Consider the following 15,994-nt stretch of genomic DNA (forward strand, 5'->3'; position numbering starts at 1 on the left):
TTAGATTTAGAGGAATTCCCCCTGCAGGAATTCCACGGGATGGGACGTCCCAGGATTACACGCCGGGTCGGCAAACCAGATTGAAAGAAGCCCGCTATCATGAATCCCCAATTCCTCCGCATCGCGGTTGTGCTCGGCCTGTTGTCGGCCATCGGTCCGTTCGCCATCGACATGTATCTTCCGGCGCTGCCTTCGATCGGCGCAGATCTGCAGGCCAGCACCGCAGCCGTGCAGATGAGCTTGCTGATCTTCTTTCTGTCCATGGGTTTTGGCCAGATCGTCGTCGGACCGATCTCCGACATGGTCGGGCGCAAGCTGCCGCTCTATGGCGGCCTCGCCCTGTTCATGGTCGGCGGCATCGGCTCGGCGCTGGCGCCCTCGGTCGAATGGCTGATCGCCTTCCGTTTCCTGCAAGGGCTCGGCGCCAGTGCAGGCATGGCGGTGCCGCGCGCCATCGTGCGTGACCTGCACACCGGCACCGAAGCTGCCAAGCTGATGTCGCTCCTGATGCTGGTGTTTTCGGTGTCGCCGATCCTGGCGCCGCTGACCGGCAGCGTCATTATCGAGAATTTCGGCTGGCGTGCCGTGTTCTGGACGGTGACCGGTGGGGCGGTGCTCGCCACCATCCTGCTGGCGACCTCGCTGAAGGAGACGCGGCCGGTCGAGGCGCGTGCAGGCAGTTCGTTCGGCACCGCGCTGTCGGCCTATCGCTTCCTGATCGGCGACCGCAACTTCCTTGGCCTGGCGGCCATCGGCGGCTTCGGGCTGGCGAGCTTCTTCGTCTATCTGTCGAGCTCCTCCTTCATCCTGATAGAACACTACGGGCTGTCGCCGTCGGTCTACAGCGTGTTCTTCTCGATCAACGCGGTCGCCTTCATCGGCATGTCGCAATTGACGGGAACGCTGTCCGAAAGGTTCGGGCTGAGGCCGGTGGTGCGGGTCGCGGTGGTCGGCTATGCGACGACGATGGTGGTGCTGTTCGCGGTGATGGCGTCCGGCGTCGATCGGCTCGACGTCATGGCGGCGCTGCTGTTCGTCGGCTACGGGTTCCTCGGCCTGGTGATCCCTGCGACTTCGGTGCTGGCCATGGAGGAGCATGGCGCGATCGCCGGCACGGCCTCGGCACTGATGGGCACCCTGCACTTCGCCATCGGCGCGGTCGCCATGGGCATCGCCGGGGTGTTCTTCGACGGCACGCCGCTGCCTAGGGTGGCCGGCATCATGCTTTGCGCGGTGATCTCGTTCACGCTGGCCAAGGTGACGCTCGGCCGCGGACGGCAGGTTGTCGAAGCGCCGGCAGAATAGATGCTTTCCAGTGAGAGCAATGAAAAAGCCCGGGTCAGTCCCGGCCTTTTTCGCGTCTGGGCGCGGCCGCGCGGCCAGCAAGCCTGCTGCCGTCACAGTATCGAGGTGAGATGGGGATCGGAGGGAAAGTTGGAATCGAAGCAGGAGAAGTGGAGGTTTCTGTTGCCAGGTACCTCCGAACCCCGCCTAGAAGTGCGAACCACTAGGGCTTGATTTGAAGCTGTCGCACCGCTTACGCGGCGAGACGTGCTTCCGCATAGTTGTCGTTGGCAACTATAAGTTCAGCCCGATAACGGTGGTACAATGCCGGGCAAAAGTACGATCTTTACACCTTCGTCGATCCTATTTCGCCCCCAGCAAAAGCCGCTCTTCGCAGAGCGGTTTTTGGTGGAGGCGCCGGGTACCGCCCCCGGGTCCGAACGGCTTATTTCATCGCCTGTTTATCGCCATAGTCGGTCGAGCCGACGAAACAGATATAGGGACCGATCGTAAAAAATGAAAGGCCTCAATGATGCTTTGTCCGCTGTCTCAAACAGCATCGCCAAAGGCTTGACTTGTCAACGCTCTCAACCGAAGCTTTGCGGCGGTGAGGAGTTACCGACTAGCGCACATTTTGCGGCAGCGCGCCACAACCCTCATCGACTGGATCTCGTGGCGCCGACGAGGGGAAAATTTGATGGCCGATTATCTCGCAGACGTGAAGAAGTACGACGCCGCGGCGGATGCCGACGCGGTCGCCAAGATCGTGAAGCATTTGGGCATTGCGCTCAGGAATCGTGATTCCTCGCTGGTCTCCTGCACGGATCCCGACGAACTTGGTCGCGTCAAGGCCAGCTGGGTTGCCAAAAAGCTTGGCGTCGACGACGGCAGCAAGGCGGACGCCGCCATCGAAAAGACCTGCAAGGCGATGGAGGCCGATAACACCAAGAGCCGGGTGACCTTTTATTACCTGGTTGCCAAGGAGCTGGGCAAGCTCGCCAGCCTCTGAGGATCGCATGTCAATTTGCGGATGCTGACGCGGGCAGCTCTTTCTCCCCGTCACTATACGGGGAGAATTGCCCGGCAGGGCAATGAGGGGCGGCGCAAACGAGCGGTAAGAGAAAGCGACTCTGGTGCCGTTTTGACATATTCGGCCGGCAGCCAGTCGGTTATGATTGCCTAACCCGAATCGAGCCCCGAATCGCCGATGCGCCAATATCTCGACCTCTTGAAGCACGTGCTGGAAAACGGCGCCGATCGCGGTGACCGCACCGGCACCGGAACGCGCTCGGTGTTCGGCTACCAGATGCGCTTCGACCTCGCGCGCGGCTTTCCGGTCACCACCACCAAGAAGCTTCACCTGAAGTCGATCGTGCATGAACTTCTGTGGTTCCTGGCCGGCGACACCAATATCAAATATCTCAACGACCACGGCGTCTCGATCTGGGACGAATGGGCCGACGAGAATGGCGACCTCGGCCCGGTCTACGGCAAGCAATGGCGCTCCTGGCCGGACGGCCATGGCGGCGCCATCGACCAGATTGCCAATCTCTTGAAGGAGATACGCAAGAATCCTAATTCCCGACGGCTGATCGTTTCGGCGTGGAACCCGGCCGAAGTGGAAGCCATGGCGCTGCCACCCTGTCATTGCCTGTTCCAGTTCTATGTCTCGGAAGGCAGGCTCTCCTGCCAGCTCTACCAGCGTTCCGCCGATATCTTTCTCGGCGTGCCGTTCAACATCGCTTCCTATGCGCTGCTCACCATGATGGTGGCGCAGGTCACGGGGCTGAAGCCCGGCGATTTCGTCCATACGCTGGGCGATGCGCATCTTTATGCAAACCATTTCGAGCAGGCGCGCGAACAGTTGCAGCGCACGCCCAAGGCGCTGCCGACGCTATGGATCAATCCGGAGGTGAAGGACTTTTTTGCCTTCCGCTTCGAAGATTTCCGGCTGGAAAACTACCTCGCCGATGCGACGATCAAGGCGCCCATCGCGGTGTGAGCCGCAACATCGGGCTTTTTGCTTTGTCTCAAATTGCTCGCCGGTGCTGTGTCGTCCGCCCGCGAGCGGTGGCGGTGTCATGCAGTGCCGTCGGCGGGCTATTGGGCTAAGTCAGGCAAAAAGCCTTCCCTTGTTATATTCAGGCGGATATATCGACTGGCAGGGTCGCGCCGATCGGATTTCAAGCTCCGGGAGAGTTTCATGCTGGTGCGCAAGGGTTTCGGATTGAAGGCGGCCGCCATTGGCAGTCTTGCGATATTGATCGCCGCCATGCCGGTTGCCCATGCCGATGACAGGCTGATCGTCTTTGCCGCCGCAAGCATGAAGAACGCACTGGATGCAGTGAACACCGCCTGCGCCGCCGATGTCGGCGAGGCGGCGACCATTTCCTATGCGGCAAGCTCCGCATTGGCCAAGCAGATCGAGGGCGGCGCGCCGGCCGACGTCTTCATCTCGGCCGATCGCGACTGGATGAACTATCTGTCCGACAAGAAGCTGACCAAGCCGGGTTCCGAGGTGAAATTGCTCGGCAACCAGATCGTGCTGGTGGCGCCGAAGGATTCGACGGTCGAAACCAGGATCGAAAAGGGTTTTGATCTTGCCGGGCTGATCGGTGACGGCAGGCTTGCCATGGGCGATTTCCAGGCGGTGCCGGCCGGCAAATATGGCAAGGCGGCGCTTGTATCGCTCGGCGTCTGGTCCTCGATCGAAGACAAGTTGGCGCAGGCCGAGAACGTGCGTGCCGCGCTCAAGCTGGTCTCCACAGGTGAGGCAGCGCTCGGCCTCGTCTACGCCACCGACGCGCATGCCGAGCCCGGCGTCAAAGTGATCGGCACCTTCCCACAGGATTCGCACCCGCCGATCGTCTACCCGGTTGCCCAGATCGCGGATTCGAAGGACAAGCATGCGTCGGCATTCCTAAAGTGCCTGCAATCCGCCAAGGCAGGCGAGCTCTTCAAGGCGCAAGGTTTTACGGTCCTCACGCCGAGCAACTGAGGCACGCCAAAAGATGGATTGGTTGCTGGACCTCACTCCCGACGAATGGAACGCGGTCCGGCTGTCGATCAAGGTGGCGACAGTGGCGATGGTCGCCAGCCTGCCGCCCGGCATATTGATCGCGCTTGTGCTTGCCCGTGGCCAATTCTGGGGCAAGACGCTGCTCAACGGGCTGGTGCATCTGCCGTTGATCCTGCCGCCGGTGGTTATCGGCTATCTGCTGCTGCTCTCCTTCGGCAGGCGCGGCCCGGTCGGGGCGTTTCTGGCCGAGCATTTCGGCATTGTCTTCTCCTTTCGCTGGACAGGTGCCGCATTGGCCTGCGCTGTCATGGGCTTTCCCCTGATGGTGCGGGCGATCCGGCTGTCGATCGAGGCGGTCGACCGCAGAATCGAGGCGGCGGCCGGGACACTTGGCGCCAATCCGTTGTGGGTATTCGGGACGATCACGCTGCCGCTGATCCTGCCCGGCCTGATTACCGGCGCGATCCTGTCTTTCGCCAAGGCGATGGGCGAATTCGGCGCAACGATCACTTTCGTTTCCAACATCCCCAACCAGACGCAGACGCTGCCGTCGGCGATCTACACGTTTACGCAGGTGCCGGGCGGCGATGCCGGTGCGCTCAGGCTGACGCTGATCTCGATCATCATCTCGATGGCAGCACTTGTCGCATCGGAGGTGCTGGCGCGGCGCGTCGGCAGGCGGATGGATGTCGAATGACGGTTGTGGTCGACATCAGCCATCGGCTTGGCGACTTCGAGGTCGACGCCCGCTTCGAGAGCGCCGGGCGGCTGACCGCGCTGTTTGGGCCCTCGGGCTCCGGCAAGACGACGCTGATCAACATGATTGCGGGCCTGATCCGGCCGGACAAGGGGCTGATCGAGGCCGACGGCCGCGTGCTGGTCGATACGGATGCGGGTCGGTTCGTGCCGAAGCACAAGCGCCGCATCGGCATGGTGTTCCAGGACGCGCGGCTGTTTCCGCATATGAGCGTGGCCAGCAATCTGCGCTACGGCCGCTGGTTCACGCCGACGGCCGAACGCTATGCGGACATCAATGCGGTGGTCGACCTTCTCGGCATCGGTGCTTTGCTGGACCGGCGGCCGGCAAAGCTTTCCGGCGGCGAGAAACAGCGCGTGGCGATCGGCCGGGCGCTGCTCGCCAGCCCGAAACTGTTGCTGATGGACGAGCCGCTGGCTTCGCTCGACGAGGCCCGCAAGGCAGAAATCCTGCCTTATATCGAGCGGCTGCGCGACGAGACGAAAATCCCGATCGTCTATGTCAGCCATTCGATTTCAGAGGTCGCGCGGCTGGCAAGCGACGTCGTTGTGCTGGCGCAAGGCAAAGTCGCTGCTTGCGGCCCGACCGGGGCGATCATGCAGCGGCTCGACCTGTTGCCGGCGGAGGAGCGCGGCGAGGGCGGCGCGGTGCTGGATACCGCGGTGCTGCGCCACGACAATGTCTTTGGCATGACCGTGCTCGGCTCGGTGGCGGGCGAGATCCGCGTGCCGCTTCTGGCGGTGCCGGTCGGTGCGCCGATGCGCATTCGCATCCGTGCCCGCGATGTGATGATCGCCACCGAACAGCCGACGGGTCTCAGCGCGCTCAACATCTTGCAGGGCACGATCGTAACGATGGCGCCGGGCGAGGGTCCCGCAGTCGAGATCGGCATCGACTGCCATGGCGCAACCGTGCTTGCCCGGATCACCGAGCAATCGCGACAGACGCTGAAACTCCGGCTTGGTCGAGAGGTCTACGCGGTGGTCAAGACGGTTAGCTTCGACCCGGCGAACATGAGCGCCGGCCTGCCAGTCGAGGCGGATGGATGACCCGCGGATGATCGTCGCTATATCATTTTGGAATAGCGGTAGCGCCGGAGAGCTTCTAGGATGGATGGCGGGACTGCGGAGGAGAGAATGCCGTCGCTGAGCTTGCGGATAAACCTCGATCCAGAAGGGCGCATCGGGCCGGGTAAGATCGAGCTTCTGGAGCAGATCGCCGCCTTCGGCTCGATCTCGGCGGCGGCGCGCGGCATGGAAATGTCCTACAAACACGCCTGGGATCTGGTCGAGGACATGAACCGGGTGTTCGGCAAGCCGCTGGTCGCGGCGCAGACCGGTGGCAAAAAGGGCGGCGGCGCGCAGTTGACGCCGGCGGGGCTTGCGGTGGTCAGCCGCTTTCGCGCGATCGAACGGGCTGCGGCTTCCGCGGCGGCGGCGCATCTGGAAGCATTACAGGCGGAGATCGATGCCGGGTGAGGTCGGTGGAACCTGTATCGGCGGAGCCTACTCCTCCGGCTCGCCGGGCTTGCGCAGCAGATAAGTGTCCATGATCCAGCCTTTTTTCCGACGCGCCTCGTCGCGGGTCCTGACGATCTCGTCGCCGACGTCGCCAAGGCGGCCGGAAATGAGGATCTCGTCGGGCGTGCCGAGATAAGCGCCCCAGTGGATAAGGAGGTCGTTGTCGTCCAGCGTGTTGAAGGCGCATTTGCCGTCCAGCATGACGACGGTGCTGCCGGCATTGTCGGGCAAACCTTCCTCGGTGAGCCGGCGGCCGGTGGTGATCTGAACCGCATCGCCGATGCGGTTCAGCGCCATCTTGTGGCTGGCGGCGAGCGCCTGGACGGCAGTGATGCCGGGGATCACCTCGAGCTCGAACGCGACATTGCCTCTCATGCGCACCCGCTCCAGGATGCGCAGCGCGCTGTCGTAGAGCGAGGGATCGCCCCAGATCAGGAACGCACCGCAGCCATCTTGCGAAAGCTCGTCGCGGATCAGGCTTTCATAGATCGCGGCGATCGCCTCGTGCCAGTCATTGACGGCCGAGCGATAGGAGGGCGCTGGCTCGGCCCGCACCGGCACGTCGAATTCGACCCGGCGCGAGTTTGGATTGGTGACGAATCGATCGCAGATCTGGCGGCGCAGTTCTGCGAGATCGTTCTTTTTTGCGCCCTTGTCGGGAATGAACAGCACGTCGGCGCGGTTCAAGCCGTCGACCGCCTGCACGGTCATGTGGTCGGGATTGCCGGCGCCGATGCCGATGACGAGAAGCTTGCGCATGGGCGATCTCCTGCCCGATCGGAACGTCGCTGTCCAGACTGGCTCGGCAGGTCGGCATGGCATGTGGGCAAGCGCGGAAGGGCTTTGAAACTCCACATTGAAACGTCTAGAGCGACGCGCGTCCACTTGGACGCGCAAAGTACGCTCTAGCACCTTGAATCCTCGCATCGTGCTTACCGAAAATCGATTCCGATTTTCGGGCCGATGCGATAGAGTCATAGCGGCATCTCGCCCAGGGAGCTTCCATGTTCCGTTATGTCCTGACCGCCGCGCTGGCGCTTTCGGCCACGCCCGTGTTCGCCAATGATTCGATCGCCGAATTGGGGACGGGCGGCCTGATCCTGTCGCGCAGCGACGCGGTCGCCATGGAAAGCGAGGACCTCTACATCTCGCCGGAAAAGGTGACGGTCGACTATGTCTTCCGCAACAACACCGACAAGGATGTCGATGCGATCGTCGCCTTTCCGATGCCTGACATCGAAGGCGATCCGAACGAGATGCCGGCAATTCCCGACGGCCAGAGCGATAATTTCCTCGGCTTCGAGGTGACCATAGACGGCGTGGCGGCAAAGCCGCAGCTCGAGCAGAAGGCATTTGCGCTCGGCATCGACATCAGTGCCGATCTCGAGTCGCAGAACGTGCCGTTCTACCCGTTCGGCGATGCGGCCAGGGCGGCATTGGCGAAGCTGCCGCAAGCGGTTGCCGACGACTGGGTCGACCGCGGCCTCATCATCGAGGACACCGCCGACGACGGGTCTGGCATGAAAACCGTCTATGTGCCGTTCTGGCAATTGCGCTCGACTTATTGGTGGCGCTCGACCTTTCCAGCCAACAAGGCAGTCCGCGTCGCCCATCGCTACAAGCCCAGCGTCGGCGGCACCTCCTCGGTCAGCTTCTTCTATGACGGCCAGTTCCAGGGCCAATACGCCGCCTACAAGACCCGTTACTGCATGGACGGCACGTTCGAGAATGCGATTCGCAAGGCGGCGAAGGGCACTCCCGACGGCACGCCGAGATATTTCGAAAACCGCATCGCCTATGTCCTGACCACTGGCGGCAACTGGGCGACTGGCTCGATCGGCAAGTTCAAGCTGACCGTCGACAAGGGCGATCCGAAGAACCTGGTCTCGTTCTGTGGCGAAAACGTCAGGAAAGTCGGGCCGACGCGTTTCGAGATGAAGGCAGAGAATTTCTACCCTGAGCACGACATCGACATATTGCTGCTGGCACCTTCGGGCGGGAGCGGCGGCTGATGGACGTCGCGATCTATGTCGCCATCGCCGAAAACGGTGTGATCGGGCGCGATGGCGGTTTGCCGTGGCGGCTTTCCAGCGATCTCAAGCGGTTCAAGGCCGACACGATGGGCAAACCTGTCATCATGGGTCGCAAGACCTATGAAGGCATCGGCCGGCCTCTGCCGGGCAGGCTCAATATCGTGGTGACCCGCGACAAGGCCTGGCGCGCCGAGGGCGTCGAAGTCGTGCATTCGCTCGACGAGGCGATCCGCCTGGCGAAGGTGCGCGGGCGCTGCATGGCCGGCGCCGACGAAATCTGCGTCATCGGCGGCGGCGAGATCTATGCCCAGGCGCTGCCGCTGGCCGACCGCCTGCATGTCACCCATGTCCTTGCCGCGGTCGACGGCGACGCGCATTTCCCGCCGATCGACCCGGATTTGTGGCGCATCGGCCGGTCGCAGGACGTTCCGGCCGGTGAAAAGGATAGTCATGCGACACGCTATTCGGTTTACGAGCGACGCCGCGACGTGCATTGAAAGACGGTAAAGGGTCGCGACGGTCCAAAACGGACGGTGACGACGACCGATCGCGTTGAAAGCGGGCCGTCGCATCCCTATAGAAGAACAACACCGGATTTTGCGTCGTCAGGCCGGCGCGTGAGGGAGCGAAAGGACATTTATGCCCTGGAATGACAAAAGCGGCGGAGGCGGCGGCCCATGGGGCGGCGGCAACAATCCAGGACCCTGGGGGCAGGGACCAAAGGGGCCTAGTGGTCCGCAGGGCTCGCCTCCCGATCTCGAAGATATCATCCGGCGCGGCCAGGACAGGTTGCGGCGTGCTTTGCCGGGTGGCGCTGGCGCCAGCCCAGCCGTGTTCGGATTGATCGCGGCGGCGCTTTTAGCGCTGTGGGCGTTCAAGGCGGTCTATACCGTGCAGCCCGACGAGGTTGCGGTCGAACTCAGATTCGGCGTGCCAAAGGCAGAGTTCTCCCAGCCTGGCCTGCATTTCCATTGGTGGCCCATCGAGACGGTCGAGACGGCCGTCATTGCCGAACAACTCGTCAACATCGGCGGCGGCACGGCCTCCGGCAACGGTTCAGGGCTGATGCTTTCGGGCGACCAGAACATCGTCAACGTCCAGTTCTCGGTGGCCTATCAGGTCTCCGATCCGAGGGCCTATCTGTTCGACGTGTCCGATCCCGACGGCATGCTGCGCCAGGTCGCCGAAAGCGCCATGCGCGAAGCGGTCGGCCGGCGGCCGGCGCAGGACATCTTCCGCGACGATCGCGAGGGCATTGCAGCGTCCGTGCGCGAAATCATCCAGACGACGCTGGACGGCTACAAGGCCGGCCTGAACGTCAACGCGATTTCGATCGAGGATGCCGCACCGCCGCGCGAAGTGGCCGACGCCTTTGACGAGGTGCAGCGCGCCGAACAGGACGAGGACAAGTTCGTCGAGCAGGCCAACCAGTACTCCAACCAGAAGCTCGGCCAGGCGCGCGGCGAGGCCGCACAGATCCGCGAGGAGGCGGCCGGCTACAAGAACCGGGTCGTGCAGGAGGCCGAAGGCGAGGCGCAGCGCTTCATCTCGGTCTATGACGAATACGCCAAGGCGCCGGATGTGACTCGCCAGCGGCTTTATCTGGAAACGATGGAGAGGGTTCTGAAGGATTCCAGCAAGGTCATTATCGAGCAAGGCAGCGGACCAGGGGTCGTTCCCTATCTGCCGCTGCCGGCATTGCAGCAGAAGGCGCCGGCGCCGGTGCTGGGAGGAAACCAGTGATGGCCAACCGTCTTCCCATCATCGCCGTCATCGCCGCGGTCGTCCTGTTCCTGCTCTATTCGTCGGTCTTCGTTGTCAATGCGCGCCAGCAGGCACTGGTGCTCAGGTTCGGCGAGATCGTCGACGTCAAGAGCCAGCCGGGCATCTATTTCAAGGCGCCGTTCGCCTTCTTCGATGCCGACAGCGTGCAGTTGATCGAAAACAGGGTGCTGCGCTTCGACCTCGACAACATCCGCGTCCAGGTTTCGGGCGGCAAGTTTTATGAGGTCGACGCCTTCATCGCCTATCGGATCTCGGATCCGCGCGTGTTTCGCTCCGCGGTGTCCGGCCAGATCGAGCTGGCCGAGGCACGCTTGAGGACGCGTCTCGACGCCGCCTTGCGCCGTGTCTACGGTCTGCGCGACTTCGAGGCGGCGCTCTCGGAAGAGCGAGCCGTGATGATGCGCGAAGTGCGCGATCAGCTGAGGCCCGACGCCACGTCGCTCGGCCTGCAGATCGAGGATGTCCGCATTCGCCGGACCGATTTGACGGCGGAAGTCTCGCAACAGACATATGACCGCATGAAGGCTGAGCGTCTGGCCGAAGCCGAGCGGCTGCGGGCGCGCGGCAACGAGGCGGCGCAGCGCATCAGGGCGCGCGCCGACCGCGAAGTGGTGGAGATCGTCGCCGAGGCACGGAGAGAGTCTGAAATCCTGCGCGGTGAAGGTGAAGCTCAACGCAGCGCCACCTTCGCGAACGCCTACCAGCGCGATCCAGCCTTCTTCGACTTTTACCGGTCGATGAATGCCTACGGCACGGCGCTGAACAGTACCGGGACGACGATGGTGCTGTCGCCGAATTCGGACTTCTTCCGTTTCTTCCGCAATCCCGCCGGCGCGGACACGCCGGCAGCGCCGGCTGCACCGGCAGCGCCTGGGCCAGCAGCTGTGCCCCGTGCACCCGCTGCACCGACAGCCCAGCCAGGCACCGGTCAGTAACGGCCGGTGCAGGACTTTCTGGCGGCAATAGGCCTGGTTCTCGCGCATGACCCGAAAATCGGAATCGATTTTCGGAAAGGATCATGCGCCAAATCAAAGTGGTACAGCGTCCTTTGCGCGTCCAAAGGACGCACGGCGCTGTAGTGTCGAGGGCCTGGTCTATGGCGGCTTTCCCGGCCTCGCCAAGAAACTTGCCGGCGAAGTTCTGTCGATGCCGGAAAATACGCTGCGGGTCGCCGGGCTGATTGCAATCGCCGTTGGTGTCGGCCTGGTCTGGCTGGTGCGGGGTGGATGACGATGATTTCGGGATAACGGAGGATTTATCCTCCGCCGATAGCCATAGCCGCAAACGTGCCGTATTTCTTGCCAACATGGCTCGACGCAGCGTTTTCGGCGAGCGCTTTTCTTCTCAGAGACACCGGGAGACTTCTCGATGACATCCAACAGCTTTTTGCGCGCGGCGAGGCGGACATTCACCGCGGGTGCTGCAGCACTTCTTATCGGCGTCGCTACCGTCCCGTCGCTGGTGGCGCCCGCGGCCGCCGACGACGGCCCGGCTTCGGTCGCCGATCTGGCGCAGGGCCTGCTCGGCGCCGTGGTCAATATATCGACCTCGCAGAGGGTCAAGGGCACGGAAGGCCCCGGCGCGGTGCCGATGCCGCAGCTTCCAGAGGGCTCGCCCTTCCAGGACTTCTTCGACGATTTCTTCAAGAACCGTCCCGGCGAACAGGGCAACCCCTCGCAAAAGGTGCAGTCGCTGGGCTCAGGCTTCGTGGTCGACGCCGAGCAGGGCATCGTGGTGACGAATAACCACGTAATCGCCGATGCCGACGACATCGAGGTGAATTTCTCCGACGGCGTGACGCTGAAGGCGACGCTGGTCGGCACCGACACCAAGACCGACGTGGCGGTGCTGAAGGTCGATCCGAAAGGGCACAAGCTGACGGCGGTGAAATTCGGCGATTCCAGCAAGATGCGCGTCGGTGACTGGGTGATGGCGATCGGCAATCCGTTCGGCCTCGGCGGCACCGTGACGGTCGGCATCGTCTCGGCCCGCAACCGCGACATCAATTCCGGCCCCTATGACGATTTCATCCAGACCGATGCCGCGATCAACCGCGGCAATTCCGGCGGGCCGCTGTTCAACAGCGCCGGCGAGGTGATCGGCATCAACACGGCGATCATATCGCCGTCCGGCGGCTCGATCGGCATCGGCTTTTCCATCCCCTCGCAGCTGGCGTTGGGAGTCGTCGACCAGCTCCGTCAGTTCGGCGAGACGCGGCGCGGCTGGCTCGGTGTGCGCATCCAGCCGGTGACGGACGACATTGCCGAGAGCCTCGGCATGGCGACCGCCAAGGGCGCGCTGGTCGCCGGCGTCATCAAGGGCGGGCCTGTCGACAACGGCACCATCCTGGCGGGCGACGTCATCATCAAGTTCGACGGCAGGGACGTCAATGAAATGCGCGACCTGCCACGCGTCGTCGCGGAGAGCACGGTCGGCAAGGCTGTCGACGTGGTCATCGTGCGCAAGGGCGTCGAGCAGACCGTGAAGGTGACGCTTGGCCGGCTCGAAGATGGCGAAAAGCTTGCCAGCGGCGAGAACGGCAATACCGACAAGGACACCGGCGACGAGGCGCCTGCCGTTTCGACGGCGTCCGTGCTCGGCATGACCGTTGGCGACCTCAACGACGAGACGCGGACGAAATTCGGTATTGCCGCCGAAGTCTCCGGCGTCGTCATCACTGAAGTCGCCAAGGATTCAGCCGCTGCCGAACGCGGCATCCAGGCCGGCGAGGTGATCACCGAGATCGCGCAGGAATCGGTCGCCACGCCCAAGGATGTCATGGACCGGATTGCTGCGTTGAAGGAGCAGGGACGCAAGAATGCGCTGCTGATGCTGGCGTCGAAGAGCGGCGAATTGCGGTTTGTGACGATCCGGATGGACTGAGTCCCGGAGGCGCGTGCTGATGGTGTGTCGCTGAACCAGTGGATCGCGTCGGCCGTGTCGCAAAAGGTTGGAGCCATGGAGACAGCGGCTGATTTCCTGCGCCGACGGGCTGGTGATGCATCGGGCGACGATTTCGCGAAAGTGCTCGATCGGGTCGGCGCAAAAGCGCCGCAGCCCGGCGACGAGCTTCCGTTTGACAAGCGCTGATCAGGGTCGGCACTGATCAGCGCCGATTTTTCTGCCAATCCTTGGCTGTCAGCCTGTAGAACACATGCCGCTTGAGCCTGGCGTGGCTGTCCGGAATGCCGGGGTGGTCGAAATCGCTGGTCGGGTCGGCGGTCATGCCCAGGCGTTCCATGACGGCAGTGGACCGGCTGTTATCCCTGACGGCGAAAGAAACGATTTCCTTGAGGCCAAGCGTTTCGAAGCCATAGGCGAGCCAGGCTTCGGCTGCCTCGGTGACATAGCCATGGCCCCAGAATTCGGGCGCCAGCCGCCAGCCGATCTCGACGGTGCCGGCCGGCAGGAACGGCAAATGATCGGTGTCGAGGAGGCCGACGAAGCCGATCCATTGGCGCGTTTCAATTATCTCGGCGGCAGCGAAACCGTAGCCATCCTCGGCAATCCAGGCGCGGAACTCGTCCATCTTGGCGTCGGCCTGCGCGCGGTCGCGGCGAAACGGAAAGAACTCCATGACGCGCTCGTCGGAGTTGATGCGGTAGAAGAGGTCGCGGTCGCGATCCTCCCAGTTGCGCAGGATCAGGCGCTCGGTGCGGATTGGCGTCACTCCACAAACTCCTCCCGCCGGTAGCCCTGCAGATAGAGAAGCGCGGTCAGGTCGCCATGGTCGATGCGGAATTTTGCCTCCGCCGCCACGACATGCTTGGCATGAAGCGCGACACCGGTGCCGGCAAGGCGGATCATGTCGAGGTCGTTGGCGCCATCGCCGACAGCAATGGCGTCGGCGGTCGTCAGCCCGAGGCGCGCCGAAATCTCGAGCAGCGCATCGGCCTTGGCGGCGCGCCCCAGGATCGGCTCGGCGACCAGCCCGGTGAAGCGGCCATCCTGCTCGATCAGGCGGTTGGCGCGATTCTCCTGAAAGCCGAGCATGCCGCCGATGCGTGAGGTGAAGACGTTGAAGCCACCCGACACGAGTGCAGTCCAAGCGCCGTTGGCCCGCATGGTCTGGACAAGCGCGCGGCCACCGGAAGCCAGCGTCAGGCGATTGGCGATGATGCGGTCGACCACGGCAGTATCGAGGCCTTTCAGCAGCGCCACCCGCTCGCGCAAGGCCGGCTCGAAAGCGATCTCGCCATTCATCGATCGCGCCGTGATGGCGGCGACGTAATCCTTGACGCCGATCTCGTCGGCGAGTTCGTCGATGCACTCCTGGTCGATGACAGTCGAATCCATATCGGCGATAAGGATTTTCTTTCGCCTGCCCTCGGGCCGCTGAACGATCACGTCAACCGGTTCGGGTGCAAGCACGGCGCGCAGGCTGGCGGTCGTTTCAGCGGCTTCGGCCGTCTCGGGCAGGGCGATTTCACAAGCGATGCCTTCGGCCAGCCAGCGAACAGTGCTTGCGCCGACCGACCGCGACGCCATATTCGCAAGCGCCGGCGACAATGCGCGACCGGCGGGATGGGATACAAGCGTGGCGATCAGCGGCATAAAAAATTCCGGCGGGCAGGCGGGCGAGGGCCGCGTTAAGAACGCGATCCTGATAGCCGGGCCGACCGCCAGCGGCAAGTCCGCCCTTGCGCTCGCCCTCGCCGAGCGCAACGGCGGCGTCATCGTCAACACCGATTCGATGCAGGTCTATTCGGTGCTCGACGTGCTGACGGCGCGGCCGACTGCTGCCGAACTCGCTCGCGTCCCGCATTTCCTCTACGGACATGTCCATCCCTCCACCGTCTATTCCACTGGCGCCTGGCTGCGCGACGTGATGAATCTCATCGACGACGGCGCGTTCGTCGAACGTCCGGTCGGCACGTTCTTCGAACGGCCGGTGATTTTCGTCGGCGGCACCGGGCTTTATTTCCGGGCGCTTGCGGAGGGCATTTCGGAAATGCCCGACATTCCGCAGTCGATCCGTGATCGCTGGCGCTACGAACTCCAGGAGCAGGGCGCAGCCAAGCTGCACCGTATCCTGCTGCGCAGGGATTCTGCAGCCGGCATGATGCTGAAGCCGACCGACGGCCAGCGCATCGTGCGGGCGCTGGAGGTGCTCGACGCATCGGGCCGTTCCATCCTGGAATGGCAGGCGGCGCGCGGCCGTCCACTGATCGACAGAGCCAGCACGCGCTTCCTTGTGATCGAGCCGGACCGAGCGGAGCTGGTGGAGCGGATCGAGGCGCGGTTCGACCGCATGCTGGAGAAGGGCGCCCTCGACGAGGTCACGCAGATCACCGATCTTGGCCTCGATCCCGACTTGCCTGCGATGAAAGCCATCGGCGTTCGCGAACTCCAGGCCGCAATGGCCGGCGAGCTGAGTTTTCCCGAAGCGATCGAGCGCGCGAAGATCGCGACGCGACAGTATGCCAAGCGCCAGGCGACCTGGTTCAGGCATCAGTTGGGTCCGGAATGGCTGAGATTGCGCCCTGGTGATCGTGTGGAATCCACGATCTTGGATACCTTTTCGAGTGCAACCTGAAAAGTTGACTTTAAGGGAAGACCTCCCGTTGAAGTTGTCCTAATTAACCCTCCGTAAGGC

Annotated in this window: 18 protein-coding genes and 1 other RNA gene; 15 read left to right on the plus strand and 4 right to left on the minus strand. The window is 63.1% G+C overall.

The window, feature by feature from the left end:
• Positions 1–99 precede the first annotated feature (99 nt).
• Positions 100–1,305: a multidrug effflux MFS transporter gene (locus X738_RS55695; protein WP_023798782.1), complete on the plus strand. Its 1,206-nt coding sequence runs from the start codon at positions 100–102 to the stop codon at positions 1,303–1,305.
• Positions 1,306–1,453: 148 nt separating this feature from the next.
• Here X738_RS55695 and ssrA read toward each other — a convergent pair.
• Positions 1,454–1,810: a transfer-messenger RNA gene (gene ssrA, locus X738_RS81740) on the minus strand.
• Positions 1,811–1,981: 171 nt separating this feature from the next.
• On the opposite strand from ssrA, the gene X738_RS55700 reads away from it, so the two are divergent.
• The 6 genes from X738_RS55700 to X738_RS55725 all read left to right on the plus strand — a co-directional run bounded on the left by X738_RS55700 (position 1,982) and on the right by X738_RS55725 (position 6,538).
• A complete protein-coding gene (locus X738_RS55700) occupies positions 1,982–2,293 on the plus strand; it encodes a DUF2853 family protein (RefSeq protein ID WP_023798783.1) in 312 nt (103 codons plus the stop codon).
• Positions 2,294–2,491: 198 nt separating this feature from the next.
• A complete protein-coding gene (locus X738_RS55705; RefSeq protein ID WP_023798784.1) occupies positions 2,492–3,286 on the plus strand; it encodes a thymidylate synthase in 795 nt (264 codons plus the stop codon).
• Positions 3,287–3,487: 201 nt separating this feature from the next.
• Positions 3,488–4,282, plus strand: a complete 795-nt coding sequence (modA, locus tag X738_RS55710) for a molybdate ABC transporter substrate-binding protein (protein WP_031254753.1) — start codon at positions 3,488–3,490, stop codon at positions 4,280–4,282.
• Between the two features lie 13 nt (positions 4,283–4,295).
• Positions 4,296–5,000, plus strand: coding sequence for a molybdate ABC transporter permease subunit (gene modB, locus X738_RS55715; RefSeq protein WP_023798786.1), 705 nt, complete (start codon positions 4,296–4,298; stop codon positions 4,998–5,000).
• A complete protein-coding gene (gene modC, locus X738_RS55720; protein WP_023798787.1) occupies positions 4,997–6,109 on the plus strand; it encodes a molybdenum ABC transporter ATP-binding protein in 1,113 nt (370 codons plus the stop codon). Before modB ends, modC begins: the two co-directional genes overlap by 4 nt.
• Positions 6,110–6,196: 87 nt before the next feature.
• Positions 6,197–6,538, plus strand: coding sequence for a winged helix-turn-helix domain-containing protein (locus tag X738_RS55725; RefSeq protein WP_023798788.1), 342 nt, complete (start codon positions 6,197–6,199; stop codon positions 6,536–6,538).
• A 27-nt stretch (positions 6,539–6,565) separates the two neighbouring features.
• On the opposite strand, the gene cobF is transcribed toward X738_RS55725, so the two are convergent.
• Entirely contained in the window at positions 6,566–7,339 is a 774-nt protein-coding gene (cobF, locus tag X738_RS55730; RefSeq protein WP_023798789.1) for a precorrin-6A synthase (deacetylating), read from the minus strand.
• Between the two features lie 245 nt (positions 7,340–7,584).
• Here cobF and X738_RS55735 point away from each other — a divergent pair, with 245 nt between their 5' ends.
• From X738_RS55735 to X738_RS88345, 7 genes are all read left to right on the plus strand, one after another.
• Positions 7,585–8,592, plus strand: a complete 1,008-nt coding sequence (locus X738_RS55735) for a DUF4424 domain-containing protein (protein ID WP_023798790.1) — start codon at positions 7,585–7,587, stop codon at positions 8,590–8,592.
• A complete protein-coding gene (locus X738_RS55740) occupies positions 8,592–9,110 on the plus strand; it encodes a dihydrofolate reductase (RefSeq protein WP_023798791.1) in 519 nt (172 codons plus the stop codon). The genes X738_RS55735 and X738_RS55740 overlap by 1 nt, the downstream gene beginning before the upstream one ends.
• 142 nt (positions 9,111–9,252) lie before the next feature.
• The gene (gene hflK, locus X738_RS55745) at positions 9,253–10,356 is read left to right on the plus strand and encodes an FtsH protease activity modulator HflK (RefSeq protein WP_023798792.1); all 1,104 of its coding nucleotides are present in this window, start codon (positions 9,253–9,255) and stop codon (positions 10,354–10,356) included.
• On the plus strand, positions 10,356–11,333 hold the full coding sequence (gene hflC, locus X738_RS55750; RefSeq protein ID WP_023798793.1) for a protease modulator HflC: 978 nt from the start codon (positions 10,356–10,358) through the stop codon (positions 11,331–11,333). The genes hflK and hflC overlap by 1 nt, the downstream gene beginning before the upstream one ends.
• 154 nt (positions 11,334–11,487) lie before the next feature.
• Positions 11,488–11,628, plus strand: a complete 141-nt coding sequence (locus X738_RS86940; protein ID WP_236473681.1) for a DUF2065 domain-containing protein — start codon at positions 11,488–11,490, stop codon at positions 11,626–11,628.
• Positions 11,629–11,766: 138 nt separating this feature from the next.
• A complete protein-coding gene (locus tag X738_RS55755; RefSeq protein WP_023798795.1) occupies positions 11,767–13,281 on the plus strand; it encodes a DegQ family serine endoprotease in 1,515 nt (504 codons plus the stop codon).
• 75 nt (positions 13,282–13,356) lie between these two features.
• A complete protein-coding gene (locus X738_RS88345; protein ID WP_280807523.1) occupies positions 13,357–13,488 on the plus strand; it encodes a hypothetical protein in 132 nt (43 codons plus the stop codon).
• A gap of 16 nt (positions 13,489–13,504) precedes the next feature.
• Here the strand turns inward: X738_RS88345 and X738_RS55765 are convergent, their stop codons facing one another.
• Complete coding sequence (locus X738_RS55765; protein ID WP_023798797.1) at positions 13,505–14,068, minus strand: GNAT family N-acetyltransferase; 564 nt, start codon at positions 14,066–14,068, stop codon at positions 13,505–13,507.
• Entirely contained in the window at positions 14,065–14,952 is an 888-nt protein-coding gene (gene serB / locus X738_RS55770; RefSeq protein ID WP_023798965.1) for a phosphoserine phosphatase SerB, read from the minus strand. Before serB ends, X738_RS55765 begins: the two co-directional genes overlap by 4 nt.
• On the opposite strand from serB, the gene miaA reads away from it, so the two are divergent.
• Positions 14,942–15,934 (plus strand): tRNA (adenosine(37)-N6)-dimethylallyltransferase MiaA, encoded by a 993-nt coding sequence (miaA, locus tag X738_RS55775; RefSeq protein ID WP_023798798.1) that lies wholly within the window; start codon positions 14,942–14,944, stop codon positions 15,932–15,934. The genes serB and miaA overlap by 11 nt on opposite strands.
• Positions 15,935–15,994 lie beyond the last annotated feature (60 nt).

The sequence above is a fragment of the Mesorhizobium sp. L48C026A00 genome (genome assembly GCF_000502375.1).
In the GTDB taxonomy this organism is placed as follows: domain Bacteria; phylum Pseudomonadota; class Alphaproteobacteria; order Rhizobiales; family Rhizobiaceae; genus Mesorhizobium; species Mesorhizobium muleiense.